Source organism: Enterobacter sp. R4-368 (assembly GCF_000410515.1).
In the GTDB taxonomy this organism is placed as follows: domain Bacteria; phylum Pseudomonadota; class Gammaproteobacteria; order Enterobacterales; family Enterobacteriaceae; genus Kosakonia.
Genome location: NC_021500.1, coordinates 2,897,321 through 2,916,262, shown reverse-complemented (window position 1 = coordinate 2,916,262; position 18,942 = coordinate 2,897,321). Strand labels below are relative to the sequence as shown.

The following is an 18,942-nucleotide window of genomic DNA, read 5'->3' as shown; positions in this document are numbered from 1 at the left end:
ACTCTTCGTCAACCTGGCACACGTGATGCAACATCCATTCGACATGATAATAAAGGGGGCGAATCTTCCTGGCCCCCTTTTTACACAGACATTTTCCCGCTATTTCTTTTTTGATAACGACATCTGTACATCAGATTGGTTGATAACGGCAACGCAGCAAATTATTCGTGCCTGCTTTGGCGAGACGGGTTGCGCGCATGTTTTCGCCAGCACCAGCTATACGTATTTAGGCGTAATAGATTCTCGCGAAGACTGGCTGGTGAACATCGCCGGGTTGTGCAAACAGATGCATGATAGCCGCGAATATGGCGGCTTTATCATCGTGGATGCGCAGAAGCAGTGGGCACTATTTCAAAATACTCCTGTCGAAAACGGCGTGCTGGGGATTAACAGTGATAAGGACTTATCGGCGCTGAATGACACGATTTATGACATCTTTGTCGATTGCGAGATCATCAAAGGTTGGCTAAATGGGAGCGGTCAGCGAGAGAGAAGTTTAGTCGAGAGTATTGGCTTTGATTATTTAACCGCATTACTAAAATATTACGATAAATAACTCTCTGCCCGGCGATAACTATTTTTATTTTCTCCTGGCAAGCGAAACGGTAATTTCACAGGCAATGTTTTGTGACCCCAAATAACCGTTTCGCTGACATTAAGAATTACTGCCTATTTTATTTTTCTGCTCTGGTCTGTTCTATGCTTATCAGTTCTGTCTGAACCTTATAAGGACCAGGATATATGAGAGCACTGACTTATCACGGCGCGCATAAAGTTAGCGTTGATAACCGCCCCGACCCGGTTATCGAATCTTCAGACGATATTATTCTTCGCGTTACCGCAACGGCAATTTGCGGCTCGGATCTGCATCTTTATCACGGGAAAATACCGGGCACCAATCACGGCGATATATTCGGTCATGAATTTATGGGCGAAGTGGTGGAAACCGGGCCGGGTGTTCATGCCGTCAGTAAAGGCGACCGGGTGGTGATCCCTTTTGTCATTGCCTGCGGGGAGTGTTTCTTCTGCAAACTTCACCAGTATTCGGCCTGTGAGCAAACCAATTCCGGCAAAGGCGCGGCGCTGAATCGCAAAGGCATCACGCCACCTGCGGCGCTGTTCGGTTACAGCGATTTGTACGGCGGTATTCCCGGCGGCCAGGCCGAATATGTGCGCGTGCCGAAAGCGAACACCGGGCCGTTTAAAGTGCCGGACACCCTGACCGATGAAAAAGTGCTGTTTCTCTCCGATATTCTGCCTACCGCCTGGCAGGCGGTGAAGAACGCCGAGGTGAAACCCGGCTCCAGCGTGGCGATTTACGGTGCCGGGCCGGTCGGTTTACTGACGGCGGCCTGTGCGCGTCTGGAGGGTGCCGAACAGATCTTTATGATTGATGACAGCGATTACCGGCTGGCTTTTGCCCGCGATCGCTATGGCGTAATACCGATTAACTTCGATAAAAATGACGATCCCGCGGCCTGGATTATTGAAAACACGGCGGGTCACCGTGGTGTGGACGCCGTTATCGATGCCGTAGGATTCGAAGCCAAAGGCAGCACTACCGAAACGGTGCTCAGTACGCTGAAAATCGAAGGCAGTAGCGGGAAAGTACTCCGTCAGGCGATCGCCGCTACGCGCCGCGGCGGGATTGTCAGCGTGCCCGGCGTGTATGCCGGTTTTATCCACGCGTTTATGTTTGGTGATGCCTTCGACAAAGGGCTGACATTCAAGATGGGCCAGACGCATGTGCATGCGTATCTGCCGGATTTGCTACCGCTGATTGAGTCTGGTCATTTGAAACCGGAAGAGATCGTCACACACCATCTGCCGCTGGAAGAGGCCGCTCGCGGCTATGAGATCTTCGATAAACATGCCGAAGATTGCCGCAAAGTGATCCTCGTGCCGGGCCTGAATGCAGAAAAAGCGACGATTTAACCTGTCGCTTTTTCGCTAACACCGGCGGGAAGTAGTGTGACGTGCCATGCCTCTCCCGGCGAGGAGGGGCATGCCGTAGCGCAGGTGCTTAAATAAAGGTGAAAATCTCGTCGCGCGGCAGACGTGATTTTGGCAGCGCGGCGTTGAAATCGCTGTCGCTGCGAACACCGAGCGACACCAGTACCACGCTGGTCAGCCCTTTTTCACGCAGGCCGAGGGCAAGATCCAGTTCGCGCTGGTCGAACCCTTCCATTGGTGTGGCGTCAATACCCAGCATCGCCGCACCGAGCAGCAGGCCGCCCAGCGCCAGATAAACCTGTTTTTCCATCCACTGCGGCAGATCGCGCTGCTCATAACGGTGAATCGCTACATACGAACGGCGGCCCTTATCCTGGCCCGCTTTTGCCGCTTCGTCTTTAAAGCGACCATCTTTCTGCTCCTGCTCCAGCACATTTTGCAGGTGCTGCTCATCAAGATCGCTGCGGATGCACAAGGCAATAACGTGAGACGCATTGACGATTTTCGGCTCGTTATAGACGAACGCCGCGGTGGCGGATTTCGCCATTGCCGCGCGGCCTTCCGGCGTGGAGGCGACAACAAAGTGCCACGGTTGTGAGTTCACCGAAGAGGGGCTGTTTCGCAGCACGTTGAGCAAGGTATCGATTTTATCCTGTGGCAGCGTTTTGCCAGGTTCAAAGGCTTTCACGGTATGGCGGGCAATTACCGCATCATCAAGTGTCATTGTCGTTCTCCTGCGCAATAGATGAAAAATTCGGGGCGGACCGTCCCGTAGAGTGTGACGAGAATAAACAGAAAGCGACACAAGATAAATCGGTGTAAAAAGGCAGCACTTTCACTCACCGAGTGAAAATGGAGTTTGCCAGGGCAATGTTTTCTGGCAAAACAGAGGAGCCACTCGCCTGTTATTAATCCTGCGGAGAAACCATGATTCGGCTGGAAGATGTCACGCTGTTCGTCCGTTCAGCGCTACTGGGAAGTTTTTCAAACGCGGCGCGCGAAGCCGGGCTGTTGCCAGGCCAGGTGAGCGCGGCGGTACACAGGCTGGAGCGCGATCTGGATAAACGGCTGTTTGTACGATCCACACGCAGTTTGCGCCTTACCGCCGAAGGGGAAAAATATCTCCCTTTCGCCCAGGAGATGCTGGCGGTTGTCGCCGCCGGTGCGGAGAGTTTGCACAGCGGCGATAAAGAGATTCAGGGTGAACTGCGCGTGGCGGTGCCTTCCGATATTGGCCGCAATGTGCTGCTACCGCTGATTACGCGCTTTTGCGAGCAGCACCCCAAAGTGTCGCTGCGGCTTTCGCTTTCCGATCAAATCAGCGATGTCTTTCGCGATCCGGTCGATATCGCCATTCGTTACGGCGTGCTGGACAACAACAGTTATGTCGCCTTGCCGCTGGCGGAAGATAACCGTCGTGTGCTGGCGGCGTCACCGGCTTACCTGGCGCAGCACGGACGCCCGCAAACCCTCGATGACGTGGTTAATCACCACTGTTTACTCTTCACCATGAACAGCCAGGTGTATGACAAATGGAGCTTTCCGGAAAACGGCATGCGCCGCCAGTTGATCGTCAAAAGCCGGATGCTGTGCGACGACGCCGATGTTGCCCGGCGTTGGGCGCTGGAAGGCATGGGTATTATTTATAAATCATGGATCGATATCAGCGCCGATGTGCTGGCAGGACGGCTGGAAGTGTTGTTGCCACAGTATCCCGGCGAACCCACGCCGCTGAACCTGATTTGCCCGCATCGCAAACAGTTTTCCCCGGCAATTCGCCATTTGCATAGCGTGCTGCGTGAACATCTGCGGCCGATCACCGCGTTGCTGCAAACTCACCCGGCCTTTAAACCGCACGGATGACCAAAAAATGTACGCTACTGCGCGCCAGGATTAACCTCTTTGCACAGGATATTACGCACTCTTACGGAGGTATCAGCACATGGCTTTACGTTCATTGGGTACAACAGGGTTACAGATCCCGACACTGGTTTTCGGCGGCAACGTTTTTGGCTGGACGGTCGATGAAAAGCAGAGCTTCAGCTTGCTGGATGCGCTGCTGGAAAGGGGTTTTACCGCTATCGACACCGCCGATGTTTACTCGCGCTGGGCACCGGGCAATAAAGGCGGCGAATCGGAAACCATTATTGGCAACTGGCTGGCGGCGCATCCTGGCACGCGCGACAAAGTCACGCTCTTTACCAAAGTCGGCGCCGATATGGGCGAAGCGGGTAAAAAAGGCCTTTCCGCGCGCTGGATCACGCAGGCAGTGGAAGATTCGTTACGCCGTCTGCAAACGGACTATATCGATCTCTACTTTTCTCACTGGCCGGACAGCGAAACCGCCTATGACGAAACACTCGGCGCGTATGAAAAACTGCTGAAAGCCGGGAAAATCCGCGCCATTGGCGCATCCAACCTGAATGCTGAGCAACTGAGCGAATCGCTAAAAGTGGCAGACGCCAACGGCCTGCCGCGCTACCAGGTGCTGCAGCCGGAATACAATCTTTATGACCGTTCCAGCTTTGAAGGCGCGTTGCAGGATTTAACGATACGGGAAAACATTGGCGTGGTGACTTATTACAGCCTCGCGTCCGGTTTCTTGTCCGGTAAATACCGCAGCGAAAAAGATTTGAGCCAAAGCCAGCGCGGCCAGGGCATTGCCAAATATCTGAACCCGCGTGGTTTCGCCATTGTTGAGGCGCTGGAAAGCGTGGCGGCCAGCCATAACGTGAAACCCGCCGAAGTGGCGCTGGCGTGGCTGATTCAGCAACCGGGCGTTACTGCGCCGATTGCCAGTGCCACCAAACTGGCGCATATCGACAGCTTTGTCACCGCCGTGTCGTTAAACCTCTCTACTGATGAAATCGCCGCGCTGAATAAAGCGGGTGCCTGATCCCATCGCCCGGCGGCGCCTGCTGCCGGGCTGTATAACCTTGCGCAGTTGAGCGATAACCGCGCGCCATCCCAGACTCCCATACTTTTTTAAAAAACAACGCAAAGCAAACCGCTTACTGGCGGCGCGAGCGGCACGGGTGTTGCGTTTTTGCAAATGCCGGATCTTAGCCCTGAACCCTCACGTTGCTCATCGAACCGGCGTCGGTCACGCGGATACCTGCGTCATGAGCGCAGCGGTAAAGCCCAAAAAACACCTGAGTGACACGCCCTGTCAGGGCGATCATTTATCTTTCCCTGAGCGAAATCATGGCATTGTGTAATTGTTGCGCTTTGGGCAGAAATTTCATTTTAGTTTTTCGCATTACTGCCGTTAACCACTATGAAAAAACAAGGTTTTACCTGAATAACAGGGCCGTGGCGCGAAGGTCAGGCCGTAACCGTTAACGTCTTCTGAGACTTTGTATTCCGGAACCCGTCACAATGAAGGAAAGTCACGACAGAAAACACGACCCGTTGATTGAGCGGCTGTGCGAGATCTTCGCGGCGTTGTATCAGGGAAAGATCATCGATAAGGCGTGGTTGTGCGAAAAATTCGGTATTACTGAACGTACGGCTTATCGCGATCTGGCTCGGCTTGGGCATATTCTCGATCAGGTTTCGCCGGGGCGGTATAAACTCAGCGTCCATCTTCTTCCTGCCTTACATAACGGCCATTTGGCGGAGTTCGCCGATTTCACCGGCGTGGCGCACCTTTTTCCACGTAATGACGGTCAGTCACTGCGCAACAGTATGCAGCACCGCGGCAATATTACCTTTCACGCGCCGAGTAGCCGGGAGAACCGGCAAATCGAAGATCTGCTTAATCAGCTTAATCACGCGATTACCGGCCATTGCGAAGTGGAATATCTCTATCGCGATAAACCCCGGTGCGCACAGCCCTATCGGCTGATTAACCAGTACGGCCTCTGGTATCTGGCGGCGGTGGAAAACGGGCGGCTGAAAGCGTTTGAAGTGGCGCGAATCGAAAACCTGAAAAGCACGACGCTTAATTTTGAACCCCACGCCGAGGTGCTGGCGGAGCTGGAAAACAGCGTCGGCATTCGCTTTGGTTCAAGGGTTGAAGCACTCCTGCGCGTTTCAGCCCACGCCGCCGAATATGTCACCCGTCGGGCGTTGTTTCCGGCACAACGCATTGTTGAACAGCATGATGACGGCAGCTTGACGCTTGCCACCGCCATCACCGATCCGCACACGCTGTTTCGCTGGTTGCGCTACTGGCTGCCGGATATTGGCATTCTTTCTCCGGCGTCGCTGCGCGAACAGTTCGAGCAGGATCTGCACCTGCGCTACGCCCACGGGGTGGCGCAGAGATAGTGCCCGCGTTTATCGCCCTTACTGGCTGGCACCTTACGTTGTTGGGCCAGTAATCACGGGCCACGCCGCGAATACGCCACTAAGCGGCGGTTGTTCAGGTGCTCAACCGTGATACTGCTCGTCGGTAACATGCTCAAGCCAGGTAACCGGGCTGCCATTGAGTGATTCGGCAATGGCGATATGGGTCATTGCGTTTGTGGCTGTTGCGCCGTGCCAGTGCTTCACATTTTCCGGGATCCAGACGATATCGCCCTGGTTCATCTCCTGGACGGCTTCGCCTTCGCACTGAATCCACCCTTTACCGTGGGTAATAATCAGCGTTTGGCCCAACGGATGGGTGTGCCACGCGGTACGAGCGCCGGGCTCAAACGTCACCGTCGCACCGCCAACGCGTGCGGGTTCATCGGCCTTAAATGTCGCGTCGATACGTACGCGGCCGGTGAAATAGTCCTGCGGCCCTTGCGCAGAGGGAACCGATGCACTGCGGATGATTTTCATGCTGCTCTCCCGTGTTTGAATACGTTTTAAAGCGTAGCTGGCAGGTGAGAAACCGTTGCAGGCAGACAGCGCCCGTGCGCCACCGGAACCGCGACTGACGCCGGTCATTACCCCGGTTTTCTGCGCCCTGTCCACTCCGCCAGGAAAAGTGACCGGGCGATGATAATCCTCACCGACTACCGGCACTATTGGGCTAAATCGGCATGAGCTTATGAGTAACGCTCATCAATGGCGGCGCAGCGCCATGACGGCGCTGGCAAGGGTAAACAGCGCCATGATCCACGCCATCGTCCACGGCGTTCCGTCGCGAAACCACGTCAGCAGCAGCGACGAGATAATACCGCTGCCATATTGCAGCGAGCCAATCAGCGCCGAGGCGGAACCGGCGATAGAGGGAACAGCGTCGAGCGCGGCGGCGGTTGAGGTGGCGGCGATGATGCCGTTCATCGAGAAGAACAGGAACACCGGAATGATCACCGCAGCAATACCGCCGAACTGCCACTTCACCGCCAGCGCCAGAGTCACCATTGCCAGCGCGGCAATGCTAACGGCAATTTTCAGTAACTTATCCAGCGGATGGCGCTGTACCAGCCGCCGGTTCAGAAAGCTCACCCCCATTAAGCCGACAATATTGATGGCAAACAGCCAGCCGTAATATTGCGGATCAATACCGTAATAGCGGATGTAAACGAATGGCGAACCGGTAATAAAGGCATAGGCAGAGACGTAGAAAAAAGTCACACACAGCGTGTAACGCATAAACGCGCGGTTACGCAGCAGCGCGAAGTAGTTACGAAACGCGCCAGACAGCGAGGCTTTGGTGCGCTTTTCAGCGGGTAAGGTTTCCGGCAGGAAATAGAGCGAAAGAAACATCAGCGCGCCAATCCCCGCCAGTAACCAAAAAATGGCATGCCAGCTGGTGATTTGAATGATTTGCCCACCCGCCAGCGGCCCAACGATTGGCGCAATCGCCATGATGATGGTTAACGTTGAGAGCATTTGTGCCGCGCGGGTGCGGGCAAACAGATCGCGGATCATCGCCCGTGCCAGCATCGGCCCAGTACATGCACCGAAAGCCTGAAACACGCGCCAGAACACCATCTGATGGATTTCTGTGGCGAGCGCGCAGCCGGCAGAACCGATGACAAACAACAGCATGCCAATAAACAGCGGCGTGCGGCGGCCGATCGCGTCGCTGACCGGACCCCAAACCAGCTGCGCCAGTGCGAAGCCGACCAAAAAACCGGTGATGGTCAGTTCGATATCACCCCGGAGCGCTTTCGCCATCTGGGGCATCGCGGGCAGGTAAATGTCCGTCGACAGGGAGGTAAAGGCCATCAGCGCGCTGAGGATCGCGAGAAATAGCGGCCCGTGGAGCTTGTTGTTCATAAGATCCTGATTAAGTCATGAAGAGAACGCCGACAAAGGCGGAACGGTATCTTAATCAGTGCGGCACAAATGATAACGCCATTAAATCATAATGACGTTATGAGCCAGATTCATGAATGGCGCTCGCTGACCGTCATGGTGAAAATAACGGGTTGGCTGCTTTCATTAGCATAGTGGTGCGCGGTGTCGGCTTGCGCCACGGCGGAACAACCTTCGCCAATAATAAGCGCCGTTTGCCCAACCTGAATGTGCAGCGTGCCGCGCTCAACATGCAGAAGCTCAACGGTACCGGAAGGGTGGCCTGGCGAGGCGAACTGTTCACCGGGGAACATCTCCCAGCGCCACATCTCCAGCATATCCGGCCCGCTGGTGCCTGCCAGCAACCGCGCAGTGCCGCCATTTTCACCCTGCCACAATGTGGGGATCTCATCTTTTGCTATCAGGTGCGCGGTTGGTTTACTGGCGACATCGACAATATCCGCCACGGAAACGCCCATCGCGGCGGCGATTTTACACAGCAGGGCGATGCTCGGGTTGGCGAGACATTTTTCGATCTCAACCAGCATGCCTTTGCTGACACCCGCGCGGCGTGAAAGCTCATCCAGCGAAAGTTTTTGTTGCTTACGAAACGCTTTAATACGCGTTGCCACCGCTTCACTGACGCGATGAACATCGGCGCCGGAATCGGTCGGTTTATTGACTTTTTTGGTCATAGGTCGATAGTGTGCAATAAAATGGTCACTAAAAAGGATTATCCGATGCTTTCCGTTCAGCCGTCAATCGATGCTCGTCTTGCCGTCATCGCCCCTGGTTTTCGCGCGCTTAGCGTTTATGTTGATGCCGCGCCGCTACTGAACCCGCAAGTGGGCGAAGCGGCACTGGCAAGTGCGTGTGAATTTGTCGAGGCGGGCGGCCCGATCTGGGCGGAGGCGCATCTGACGGCATGGGATGAGGTCTTTAAGCGTTTCGGCGCGAAGCCAAAACGCACGCCCTGTTCGGCGCTGGGGCTGCGAAAACGCGTGCAGCGCGACGGCGTGGTACCTGCAATTGACCCGGTGGTGGATCTCTATAATGCCATCAGCCTGCGCTACGCTATTCCGGTCGGTGGCGAGAACATTGCGGCTTATCACGGCGCGCCGCGTCTGACGCTTGCGGACGGTACGGAGCTGTTCGACGTGATGAAAGAGGGCGAGCTGGCGCACGAGTCACCGGAGCCGGGGGAAGTTATCTGGCGCGATGACACGGGCGTAACGTGCCGCCGCTGGAACTGGCGGCAGGGCGTGCGCACCCGCCTGAGCGCTGCCGACAGCCAGATGTGGTTTATCCTCGAAAGCTTGCCGGAAATGCCGCTGGACGCATTATGTGAGGCAGGCGACGAACTGATCGCCGGATTGCAACGTATGATGCCGGGCTGTCGTGTTGAAAAAACCAGGCTCGGGTTTGATCTCTGAAGGGGGAAGAATGGATTTCACAGGATTGAGCGCATTTCCGCTGTCGCCGCTGCGCGACGAACGGCTGGATGAAGCGGCTTATGTGAAGTTGATTGAACGGCTGCGTGTCGCCGGAGTCGATTCGATTGGCGCACTGGGTTCGACGGGGTGCTACCCCTATTTCAGCCGTACGGAGCGGGCCAATGCGCTGCGCCTGGCGACGGAACACTCCGGCGCGATTCCGGTGATTGCCGGGATTGGCGCGTTGCGCACGCGCGATGTGCTGTGGCTGGCGGAAGACGCGCAGAAAGCGGGCGTTAGCGCCGTGCTGCTGGCACCGGTCTCCTACCACGCGTTAACCGAAGAGGAAGTGTTCACCCTGTTTGCCGCCGTCACGCGCGAACTCTCCGTGCCGCTCTGCGTGTACGATAATCCCGGCACCACCCATTTCACCTTTAGCGACGAGCTGCTGCTTCGTATTGCGCAGTTGCCCAACATTGGCTCAATCAAAATCCCCCCGATTTCCGCACCCGAGCGGGCTGCGCGCCTGCGCCCGCAAATTCCGCAGAGCATTACGTTGGGTATCAGCGGTGATGCCGTCGCGGTTGACGGTCTTAGCGCCGGATGCGGTGTCTGGTATTCGGTGCTGGGCGGCCTGTTCCCGCAAGCGGCGCTGGCCATTTCCCGCGCGGCGCAGGCCGGTCATTTAACGCAGGCGCGTGCGAACTCTGATGCGTTGCAACCCTTGTGGGATCTCTTTAAACGCTATGGCGGCAGCCTGCGGGTGATGGCTACCGCGGCAGAACTGCTGGGCTTAGCGGGTGCATCGTGTTTGCCTGCACCATTGCGGACGCTCACCGGCGATGCACGCCGCGAGGTGGCGGAAGTGATCGAGCAACTACGGTTAGCCTGATGATTACTCTTTGAAGGTTACTTTTTGGTTTGTTGCATGGGGTATTTTGTATATCCCATTGGTTAACCTGGAGATTACGCCCCCAGCCGTTTCGCCACAAAGCGGGAAATCGCCGGGCCGGTTATCAGCACCAGGATAAACCGCCCGGTCTGCATCGCCATCACAAACGAGATATCCACCTGGCTTGACGAGGCGATAATCGCCACCGTATCCGCCCCGCCGGGGCTGGTGGCGAGGTAGGCGGTGAGCGGATCGATCCCTGCGAACTGCACCAGTAACCAGGCAAAACCGCAGCACACCGCGACAAGCGTCAGCACCGACAGCAGCACACGCGGCAGAGCGCGGGCGGCATAGCAGACAATTTCCCGCGTAAAACGCAAACCGATACTCCAGCCAATCAGCGCGTAAGAGAGCGCCAGCAACCACGGCGGTAACTCAAGCGTCAGCAAACCGCTATCTTCAACCATTATCCCCAGCGCTAACGTTATCAACATTGGCCCGGAGGGAATTTTGACGCAGCGGGCAATCAGATAACCAACCGCAATCACCAGTAATGTTGCGGCAAACGGCAGCCAGCGCACCGGGGCAAACAGGGTAAAGGTGGCGACTGCGTGATCCGCGCCCTGTGTCCCCATCCACATGCGTGTCACCAGCACCGCGACCAGCGCCACGATCATCACCCGCAGATACTGCATAAACGCCACCAGGCGGACATCCGCGCCAAAGCTCTCGGCCATAATCGTCATGGCCGCCGCCGCGCCTGGCGACGATCCCCAAATCGCTGTTGAACCCGGGAAAACCTGCAATTTCGCCATGATCCAGCCAAGAATGGCGCTGGCGAAAATAACGGAGAAAATACAGCTAATAAACAGTGGCCAGTCGGCGGCGATGCGGCCAAACACGGATGGCGGGATCGCATGCGCAATCATCGCACCGACCACCGCTTGCGCGGCGGCGAAGCATTTTTTACTGACGGTAACGGGCCGGTTAAAGATGGCGAGAAGAATGCCGGAAAACATCGGGCCCAGCAGAAGCGCGGCGGGCAGATGGATCAATTCCATCAGAGCAACGAAGAGCAATGAAAGGACGATAAGCTGTAACCAGTTGCGAAACCAGGGCGCGTGGGTCGCCATCAGCGGCACTCCCTGCACGCCACAGCAGCGGCGGTAAGATCAATCAACGGCATAGCGCTTCCCGAAAATAACATGTTGAAAAGCAAGGTACGGTCTTTGAATGTAAGGGTTCTTTATCAACCCTGCAAACATGTCAGTACAAAAACCATTTTTTATTTAAGGTTACTGCCAGTGAATTTATGATTTCCAGCCACGCTGCGTCGATATACCGTCTAAAATGATTACCAGACAAAACGGAAATTCAGACACTTTTTAAGGTACTGCTAAATGTGCCTTTTTTAGCAGGCTGATATTTATCGATTATGAGAATATATTATATTTTACCAAAATACCGATACGTTTAAATATTAATTTAAAGGTATAGACTTTACTGCTATTGCGCATTTTTATGAAAATTCCTAAACTGTTACAAACAGCCTTGCGTTATCCATCCTGAGTAGCTAATTTTTTATTATTCTCTGCCATAGAAATATTTCACAAGTAGTCATTTGATTTACTTGGTTTTTTTATATTTCATGGGGGCTGTTTTTACGTAAATTTTTTAAAGCGCAAAAAATAATACTTTTAGGTGATTGTTTAGAAAGATTTTATTCTTCCTGAACGTAACCTTTTATTCTTGTCATCATGCTTGATTCATGGATTTTATTGCTTTATTTATGGACTAATTGGCTATAACTCAGACTTGGGCGTTTGCTCTCTGTGGGTAAAGACCCATGGCGGTAGCGTGTGCTTTAATTAATGTCTGTAGTTAATTATTAGTGCAAATATTATTGAATATAAAAGGGGTCTTTTTATAACGTATCTTTAGATATATGAACCACGGGAATATAAGTGAGCGTACAATCGCTGTCGCTGACAAGTTACATGGTCTGGAGGTTGGTTATGTATATCATCTCTCAGGATAGCTATTTTGTCATGGGCATGGATAAGCTATTAAAAGCCATTAATCCTCATGCAACGCATACGTTAGTTGCATTTGATCGGGGAGATGGCAAGATATTATTTTTTAGTATGAACTCTCTGCTATATATTTTAGGTGATGAACAAGGATTTAACTCTTTTATCTGTACGCGTTTTATTGCGATTGATAAAAATTCTTCAGTATCATTGCTTCGTCACGAGATCAGAAAAATACTTAATTTCCTCAAGGGTCATGAGGATATTTATTCTTTTCGCGAAATCCATATTAGTGCGACAGAATATAAAATTATGGTACGTTTTCTGAATTATCAGTCCAGCGATACGATTGCAAAAGCGCTGGGACTTGATAAGAAAATTGTCAGCAATTACAAAAATGCCATTCTGCGTAAATTGGGTCTAAACAGCATGGCGGATCTCATTCATATCTATAACAACTGGAACGATTGTTTCTGCTGTATGGATGGAAAGATTATGCCGGATGCAACTTTTTTGCCCCGGATGGATACCAACGAATTAAAGATGATTAGGCGCGGGAATAAACCGACTCCTGATCCTGTTGCTCTGCATCTCTGTGCTGATAATTCATGGCGAATGCCAGCGATGAGAACAGACATGTGTTCTTTATTGATTAATGAGCAATAGTGAATTGCTTTTATTGCCGTATATTGAAAATTTCTTTGCGCTTATCCTGCTTCGCATCGGGTTGTTAACCGCAACCACACTGACCGAATCAAGAAAGGATAAGCCACCATGCTATTCGATAAATACGCCCTGAATGCGCTCGCATTGACTAACCGTATCGTAATGCCACCGATGACCCGCTCCCGCGCCGGAACGGGTGATGTGGCAACCGATATGATGGCGGATTACTACGCGCAGCGCGCCAGTGCCGGGCTGATTATCAGCGAAGGCACACAAATCAGCCAGCAGGGTCAGGGCTACGCCTGGACCCCCGGTATTTACAGCGATGCGCAGATCATTGGCTGGAAAAAAGTGACCGATGCCGTGCATCAGGCTGGCGGCAAAATCTTTGCTCAGTTATGGCATGTGGGGCGCGTTTCCCACACTGTTTTGCAGCCCGGTAACGCGGCGCCGGTTTCTTCGTCGGCGATTCAGGCCGAAGGCGTAAAAGTGTTTGTCGATGTGGAAGGGCGCGGGCCGGAAAACGGCGTGGGTGATATGGTGCAGCACTCCATGCCGCGTGCGCTGTCAGTGGATGAAATTCCCGCTATCGTCAACGATTACGCCCAGGCCGCGCGTAATGCGATTGCCGCCGGTTTTGATGGCATCGAATTACATGGCGCGAACGGCTATCTGATTAACCAGTTTATTGATTCGCAGTCTAACCTGCGCGACGACGAATATGGCGGTTCGCTGCAAAACCGCCTGCGCTTTATGAAAGAGGTGGTGGAAGCCGTTTCGGCGGCGATTGGTAAAGAGCGTGTCGGTATTCGCCTGGCGCCGCTTACCACGCTGATGGGGTCTCGTGACGATACGCCGGAAGCCACTTATCTCGCGGCGGCGAGCGTACTGAATGCGATTGGCATTGCATACATTCACATCGCCGAAGCGGACTGGGACGACGCGCCGGTTATGCCGGCTGCGTTTAAAGAAGCGCTGCGCATTATTTTCCACGGCACGCTGATTTACTCTGGCAAATACACGCCGGAACGCGGCGAAGAGGCGCTGGCGAAAGGTTGGGCAGACTTAATTGGTTTTGGCCGACCGTTTATCGCCAACCCGGATTTGCCGTACCGCCTGCAACATAACCTGCCGCTGAACGAACCGATCAGGGAGAAGTTCTTTGGCGGCGGCGCAGAAGGCTACCTGGATTATCCGCTGCTGAAAGCGTAATAACGAACGGGGGCAAATGCCCCCGTTTTTACGTGCTGCAAACCGCCGTCAGAAATCATAGGCGTTAATAACTTTCATTAATGCCGCGTCATTCTTGTATTTTTCCCGCAGCGTTTTAAGCTGCACCACGGCTTTGCCGCAGGTGGCTTGCAGGCTGGCATCCAGCTCTTTCTGACGCTGCTCGTCGAGGTCTGAATCCTGCTCGCCAGCGAAATGCTCACACTCTTCAGCAAGGTTGCGAAAATCCTGAACGTCTTTCGGCAACGGGGTGGCAGCAAAGCTGGTGTTGAAAATAAAGGCGGTGGAGAGAATAAAAAGGAAACGCTTCATCGGTTGTTGTCTGTGGAATTTCGAGGCGCTTATCTTACTCCTTAATAATGGTGTTGCAGAGAGGGGAACGACGACTTTTTACGCGTTGTTTGGCGGGCAATATTTAACCGATGCTGCTGCTTTTTACCGCGTTCTTCCCATCGTAAGACAACTTACTGGTTGGTCTTTTTATTTCCTTCCGCCCCGGCAAATACAGCCCGTGGGCAGGCTGTATTTGGCATGCTGCAAATCGACAGGATTTAGTCTGGCCGTGATTGCAGATACGCCTTTTTCATGACGTCCTTCACTTCCCTGAGCTGCTTGCGCGTTTTATCCAGCGCCGTCGCCAGCCACTCCTCTTTATCACTGTATTTCACCAGCACGATGCAGCCCTGCATCACTTTCACCAGAATATGTTGCCCGGTATTAAACCCGGCATCGCGTAACCACTTGCCGGAAAGCGTGATGCTCGGCGTGCTCGCATCACCCTGATTCGGGCGATATCGCACAATTACGTTGTGCTCGGTTCCGGCGATGGTGAAGTCTGAGGTAGAATGCGGATCAGCCATTATCAACTCCTTGATAGTTGGGGATGGTTAGACGCTCCGGTTGTGTTCCTGCACTTTCGGAGCGTTGTTTAGATAGGAAGGATTCCTTTTAGGTGGCCTCCTATAAGGTGAGAATAGTTAAATAGGTGGCCCCATGTCAACCATATCTCGCGAGAAAAAACCGAAAGGTGGCGGCCAGTCACCGCAGTTTAAAATGCGCATCGATCCGGCGTTGAAAGAACAGCTTGATGCCGTGGCGGCAGAAGAAGGGGTAAGCCTCGCCAGTTGGTTAAAGGAACTGGCGAGGGAGGCTTTACGGGCTAAGGGGATAGAGCCGAAGGGATAATTCCTTCGATATCCTCATATCATTATTTTTGCTTCCATTCTATCATTGAGGGCAGTTCATACTACTTTTTGAGCAGGTCTCTCTTCATATTAAGAGAGAAATTATTATTTCCTGGTCGGCAAGGTAGTAGAAAATCAATTGCTTTAATTGCGTTAGATGTTTTGATATCTAATTTAGAAAATATAGTGTTTTTAATGGCTATTTTTATTGCTACGTGTCGACTGAAATTATGTGTGATATAGTGATTCGGTTTTTTCAATATAATCACTACATTAATGTATATTGAGGATGTGTCATGGATAGTAAAGAATTTATTGAAGCGCTAAAGACAAAAAAAGCGTTAATTGTTCACTTTTCAAATCTTGCAACTATGTCAAGAAATCCTCAATTTCCTGATGACCTTAAAACAGTGATCGATTCGCCCAGTTCAAATCCATTATCTTGTTGCATTGTCTGGCCTGGCCATACGATGAGTCTACCCGGTAGCGTTGGTGTAATAATTGATCCTGCTTCATCTAATATATATGGAATGTGTGCAACAGATGCTGGAACTTCAATTAATAATGGGGAAATAAATTCATTTACAAAACCCCCTTCGCAGGAAGTTTTAGAAGAAATATATGCTTTTTCAGATCCGTATAACGAATGTGTCGTTATGAACCCTAAGGTCATAGGTATTTATATTGATAATATTAATCATATAACTGTCAGGAGGGAACAGATATTGCGATGTGATGATTATATTGAAACTAATATCGGTCCAGTGGGGGGATGCTTATCAGAAATTTTCGATTCTTTTGAAGATCTCAATATTTTTACTTTCATAGATGGCGAAATCGTTTCGCTCAACAGGCAAACGCCGTATTTATAATTCATCTCTAACTTTTGGCGGAAGATCACAGGAGTCGAACCTGCCCGGGACCGCTGGCGGCCCCAACTGGATTTGAAGTCCAGCCACCTCACCGGAGATGACGATCTTCCGCGCCTGCATTGCTACATGGAGGCGGGGCGCATTATAGCTACTTTCAGGCATTTACCACATACCTCCGTCATAAATTTTCTCATTGTGCTTCCGCCGCAGACGGTTGTTTAAGATAAATCCTCATCTTTTCCAAGGCTTAGCAATTTCCCCCTTCTCAGATAATCGCGATCGCAGAAAAGAATAAGGCTCATCGGCTCGCTCAATTTCGCCAAATCTGGCTTAAATTCCGTCGCTTAACGACATCTGAAAATGCTTTCTGTCTGCTTTTCCGCCGAAAAGGAAACAAAAGTGGACAGTCAGATTTTTATCGTAAAAAAAGGTGGACTGCGGGATAAGCGATACTAACGACCATATCGTTTTACGGGAGAAGCGCGAGGCAAATACCATTCCTGCAGGCCGAAGCCAATCGGCATTACCTGAACAATACCGCGCCAATCGCGGATGGGCAGGAAGCCCGGAGGGCTCAGCAGAGAAACGTTGCGGTGAGCAAACCGCAACGCGCTAAGTGATGAGTGTGTGCTTTGCATAGCCCCTCTCCCGTGCGGCAGAGGGAAATATGGGGTATTTAAGGAGCGGGCTGAGGGGCGGGGGTCGGTGTGGATTCCGCCGGAGGCGCAACAACGCCGCCGGATACCACACCGCCATGCATGCTCTGTTTGATTTGCTGTTTCTGCACGTTAATGGCAGAAAGTTCGGCGTTCACCGACGGTTTAAGCGGCGCATCGGCGCGCACACTGCCGCTGGCGGTGAGCTGGAGATTACCGTCGCCGCTGATGGGCAGCGCCGGCCAGCCCCACTCCTGCAATACATTCACCGGCACGCCGCGACCGTTCAGGTTGAGGTTTACGCTACGATCCGGCGTTTGCGCAACCACCGCTTTGGCTTCCAGCAACCCTTGTCCGGTAAAGGCGCTTAGCTCGCTGATGGTGACGACATTGCTGTTGGCGTTCAGCGCCAGCGACGGGCGGCGCACGTCAACGCGATTAAATGTTGCGGCAGCGGCGTTCAGCTTCGCCGTTCCGCTCCATACGCCCCATTTGCGCTCGCGCACCAGTTGCAGGTTATCGCCGTAACCATCCAGCGCCGTTATCTGCCACGGGAAAGCCGGATCGATATCAATCACCAAATTGCGGCTGGCGCTGAATTTTTTCAGCGTCACGGTGTTCAGCCACGCGGGCAAATCATCCATCCATAGCTGCTTCCAGTTTTCCGGCAGCGTATATTCCAGCCCGGCAAAGGCGGTGTCGTCCAGCACCAGCGCGTGACCTGCGCGATACCAGTTGCCGGATGTGCGCACCATGCCGTTTTCCCAGCGCGAGGTGAACTGTTGCAGCGCAATGCCCTGCGGTGAGAAGTTAGCATTGAGGATCGGGTCGAACAGATGCAGCGAGCCGTAAATAAACTCGCTGGCGTTCATCGACAGCCTGCCGTCCTCGCTTTTCCAGTCGCCTTTCATCAGCGTCAGGTTGCGCAAACTCAAATCGAGATCGGTGACCGCCCAGCCAGGCCCTTGCAAACGGGCATCGGTCACTTCAACGCGGCCAATTTGCAGCGACGGCAATGTCGTCAAGGGAGTAAAGAAATCGAGCAACGACTTGTCGCTTTGCAGGCGGATATCATTCAGCCGCAAATTATTCACCACCCAGCTGCCATCGGCGGCGCGCTGCGCATCCCCGGTCAGAGAGCCACGCGCCATATCCGCACCAATGGTGGTCAGCGTGACGACATCTTTATCGATACTGCCCTGAATGAGCACATTACTGGCAGGAACGCCGTTTAACGTCAGCGAACCGGCGCTCATCTGAATTTGCGCTTTGCTGCCCAGTACACTTCCCGCGACGGGCTGCCACGGCGCAACACCGCCGGTGACGCGCTGGGCGCTGAGATCCCAGCCGGTGGTCGGGCTGTTAAATGCCATATTGTTTAATTGCAGACGGTCGGCCTGGAACGGCAGCGGTGCGGCCGCCGGAGAGAGGTTCAGCGTGCCGTCCTGCAACAAAATGGTATCGACATGCAGAGGGTCGGTAATTTGTCGGCTGCTCAGCCCAATATCCACCGTTTTGGCGACCAGCGTAGCCGGTTTGCCTTTACGGCCAAAATTCACGCCTTTCAGCAACACATGGGAAGGGGAGGAGAAGCGGTGGTCCATTGCTTCGAAAGTGAGGTGATAGTCACTGTTGTCGTTTACCCACTTGCTGACCTGCGTTGCGCCCCAGCGGGTTTGCAGCAGGAAATAGCAGGCGATGACCGCCACAAGCAGGGCGATAACAACGACAAGGAGCAGCTTTCCAAGAAATTTCATGATCTTCCATCCCCAGTTGCCAGTCTGGCAGTTATGCACGATTTATGCGCAATGCTCAAGGGCGGAATGATGAAAGGGCGTTACGGCGGCAA

At 53.1% G+C, this 18,942-nt stretch carries 19 protein-coding genes and 1 tRNA gene; 11 read left to right on the top strand and 9 right to left on the bottom strand.

The window, feature by feature from the left end; translation table 11 throughout:
• Window positions 1–25: 25 nt before the first annotated feature.
• A complete protein-coding gene (locus H650_RS13710; RefSeq protein ID WP_020455785.1) occupies window positions 26–556 on the top strand; it encodes a hypothetical protein in 531 nt (176 codons plus the stop codon).
• A gap of 185 nt (window positions 557–741) precedes the next feature.
• Complete coding sequence (locus H650_RS13705; RefSeq protein WP_020455784.1) at window positions 742–1,935, top strand: zinc-dependent alcohol dehydrogenase; 1,194 nt, start codon at window positions 742–744, stop codon at window positions 1,933–1,935.
• Between the two features lie 88 nt (window positions 1,936–2,023).
• On the opposite strand, the gene nfsB is transcribed toward H650_RS13705, so the two are convergent.
• Entirely contained in the window at window positions 2,024–2,677 is a 654-nt protein-coding gene (nfsB, locus tag H650_RS13700) for an oxygen-insensitive NAD(P)H nitroreductase (RefSeq protein WP_020455783.1), read from the bottom strand.
• A gap of 203 nt (window positions 2,678–2,880) precedes the next feature.
• Between nfsB and H650_RS13695 the strand changes: the two genes are divergently transcribed.
• From H650_RS13695 to H650_RS13685, 3 genes are all read left to right on the top strand, one after another.
• Complete coding sequence (locus tag H650_RS13695) at window positions 2,881–3,816, top strand: LysR family transcriptional regulator (protein WP_020455782.1); 936 nt, start codon at window positions 2,881–2,883, stop codon at window positions 3,814–3,816.
• A gap of 79 nt (window positions 3,817–3,895) precedes the next feature.
• Complete coding sequence (locus H650_RS13690; protein WP_020455781.1) at window positions 3,896–4,849, top strand: aldo/keto reductase; 954 nt, start codon at window positions 3,896–3,898, stop codon at window positions 4,847–4,849.
• A 482-nt stretch (window positions 4,850–5,331) separates the two neighbouring features.
• Window positions 5,332–6,225 (top strand): WYL domain-containing protein, encoded by an 894-nt coding sequence (locus tag H650_RS13685; RefSeq protein WP_020455779.1) that lies wholly within the window; start codon window positions 5,332–5,334, stop codon window positions 6,223–6,225.
• 102 nt (window positions 6,226–6,327) lie between these two features.
• On the opposite strand, the gene H650_RS13680 is transcribed toward H650_RS13685, so the two are convergent.
• The 3 genes from H650_RS13680 to H650_RS13670 all read right to left on the bottom strand — a co-directional run bounded on the left by H650_RS13680 (window position 6,328) and on the right by H650_RS13670 (window position 8,825).
• Window positions 6,328–6,723 carry a (R)-mandelonitrile lyase gene (locus H650_RS13680; protein ID WP_044489756.1) on the bottom strand — a complete coding sequence of 132 codons (396 nt, stop codon included), beginning with the start codon at window positions 6,721–6,723 and terminating at the stop codon, window positions 6,328–6,330.
• 225 nt (window positions 6,724–6,948) lie between these two features.
• Complete coding sequence (locus tag H650_RS13675; RefSeq protein ID WP_020455777.1) at window positions 6,949–8,112, bottom strand: multidrug effflux MFS transporter; 1,164 nt, start codon at window positions 8,110–8,112, stop codon at window positions 6,949–6,951.
• A 110-nt stretch (window positions 8,113–8,222) separates the two neighbouring features.
• A complete protein-coding gene (locus tag H650_RS13670; RefSeq protein ID WP_020455776.1) occupies window positions 8,223–8,825 on the bottom strand; it encodes an XRE family transcriptional regulator in 603 nt (200 codons plus the stop codon).
• Between the two features lie 45 nt (window positions 8,826–8,870).
• On the opposite strand from H650_RS13670, the gene H650_RS13665 reads away from it, so the two are divergent.
• Together H650_RS13665 and H650_RS13660 are read left to right on the top strand one after the other, a co-directional pair.
• Window positions 8,871–9,563 (top strand): B3/B4 domain-containing protein, encoded by a 693-nt coding sequence (locus H650_RS13665; protein ID WP_020455775.1) that lies wholly within the window; start codon window positions 8,871–8,873, stop codon window positions 9,561–9,563.
• A gap of 10 nt (window positions 9,564–9,573) precedes the next feature.
• Window positions 9,574–10,455 (top strand): dihydrodipicolinate synthase family protein, encoded by an 882-nt coding sequence (locus H650_RS13660; RefSeq protein WP_020455774.1) that lies wholly within the window; start codon window positions 9,574–9,576, stop codon window positions 10,453–10,455.
• Window positions 10,456–10,529: 74 nt separating this feature from the next.
• On the opposite strand, the gene H650_RS13655 is transcribed toward H650_RS13660, so the two are convergent.
• Entirely contained in the window at window positions 10,530–11,588 is a 1,059-nt protein-coding gene (locus H650_RS13655; protein ID WP_020455773.1) for an AbrB family transcriptional regulator, read from the bottom strand.
• A gap of 882 nt (window positions 11,589–12,470) precedes the next feature.
• Between H650_RS13655 and H650_RS13650 the strand changes: the two genes are divergently transcribed.
• Window positions 12,471–13,151: a helix-turn-helix transcriptional regulator gene (locus H650_RS13650; protein ID WP_020455772.1), complete on the top strand. Its 681-nt coding sequence runs from the start codon at window positions 12,471–12,473 to the stop codon at window positions 13,149–13,151.
• Between the two features lie 108 nt (window positions 13,152–13,259).
• Complete coding sequence (locus tag H650_RS13645; protein WP_020455771.1) at window positions 13,260–14,363, top strand: alkene reductase; 1,104 nt, start codon at window positions 13,260–13,262, stop codon at window positions 14,361–14,363.
• Between the two features lie 48 nt (window positions 14,364–14,411).
• Here the strand turns inward: H650_RS13645 and H650_RS13640 are convergent, their stop codons facing one another.
• Window positions 14,412–14,693 (bottom strand): hypothetical protein, encoded by a 282-nt coding sequence (locus H650_RS13640; RefSeq protein ID WP_020455770.1) that lies wholly within the window; start codon window positions 14,691–14,693, stop codon window positions 14,412–14,414.
• A 239-nt stretch (window positions 14,694–14,932) separates the two neighbouring features.
• Window positions 14,933–15,241: a SymE family type I addiction module toxin gene (locus H650_RS13635; RefSeq protein WP_020455769.1), complete on the bottom strand. Its 309-nt coding sequence runs from the start codon at window positions 15,239–15,241 to the stop codon at window positions 14,933–14,935.
• A 133-nt stretch (window positions 15,242–15,374) separates the two neighbouring features.
• Here H650_RS13635 and H650_RS13630 point away from each other — a divergent pair, with 133 nt between their 5' ends.
• Complete coding sequence (locus tag H650_RS13630; protein ID WP_020455768.1) at window positions 15,375–15,566, top strand: toxin-antitoxin system HicB family antitoxin; 192 nt, start codon at window positions 15,375–15,377, stop codon at window positions 15,564–15,566.
• Between the two features lie 295 nt (window positions 15,567–15,861).
• Entirely contained in the window at window positions 15,862–16,437 is a 576-nt protein-coding gene (locus tag H650_RS25755; RefSeq protein WP_189660066.1) for a hypothetical protein, read from the top strand.
• 15 nt (window positions 16,438–16,452) lie between these two features.
• Here H650_RS25755 and H650_RS13620 read toward each other — a convergent pair.
• Both H650_RS13620 and H650_RS13615 read right to left on the bottom strand, forming a co-directional pair.
• Window positions 16,453–16,547: transfer RNA gene (locus tag H650_RS13620), tRNA-Sec, on the bottom strand.
• A gap of 566 nt (window positions 16,548–17,113) precedes the next feature.
• Window positions 17,114–18,850 carry an AsmA family protein gene (locus H650_RS13615; RefSeq protein ID WP_020455766.1) on the bottom strand — a complete coding sequence of 579 codons (1,737 nt, stop codon included), beginning with the start codon at window positions 18,848–18,850 and terminating at the stop codon, window positions 17,114–17,116.
• Between the last annotated feature and the right edge of the window lie 92 nt (window positions 18,851–18,942).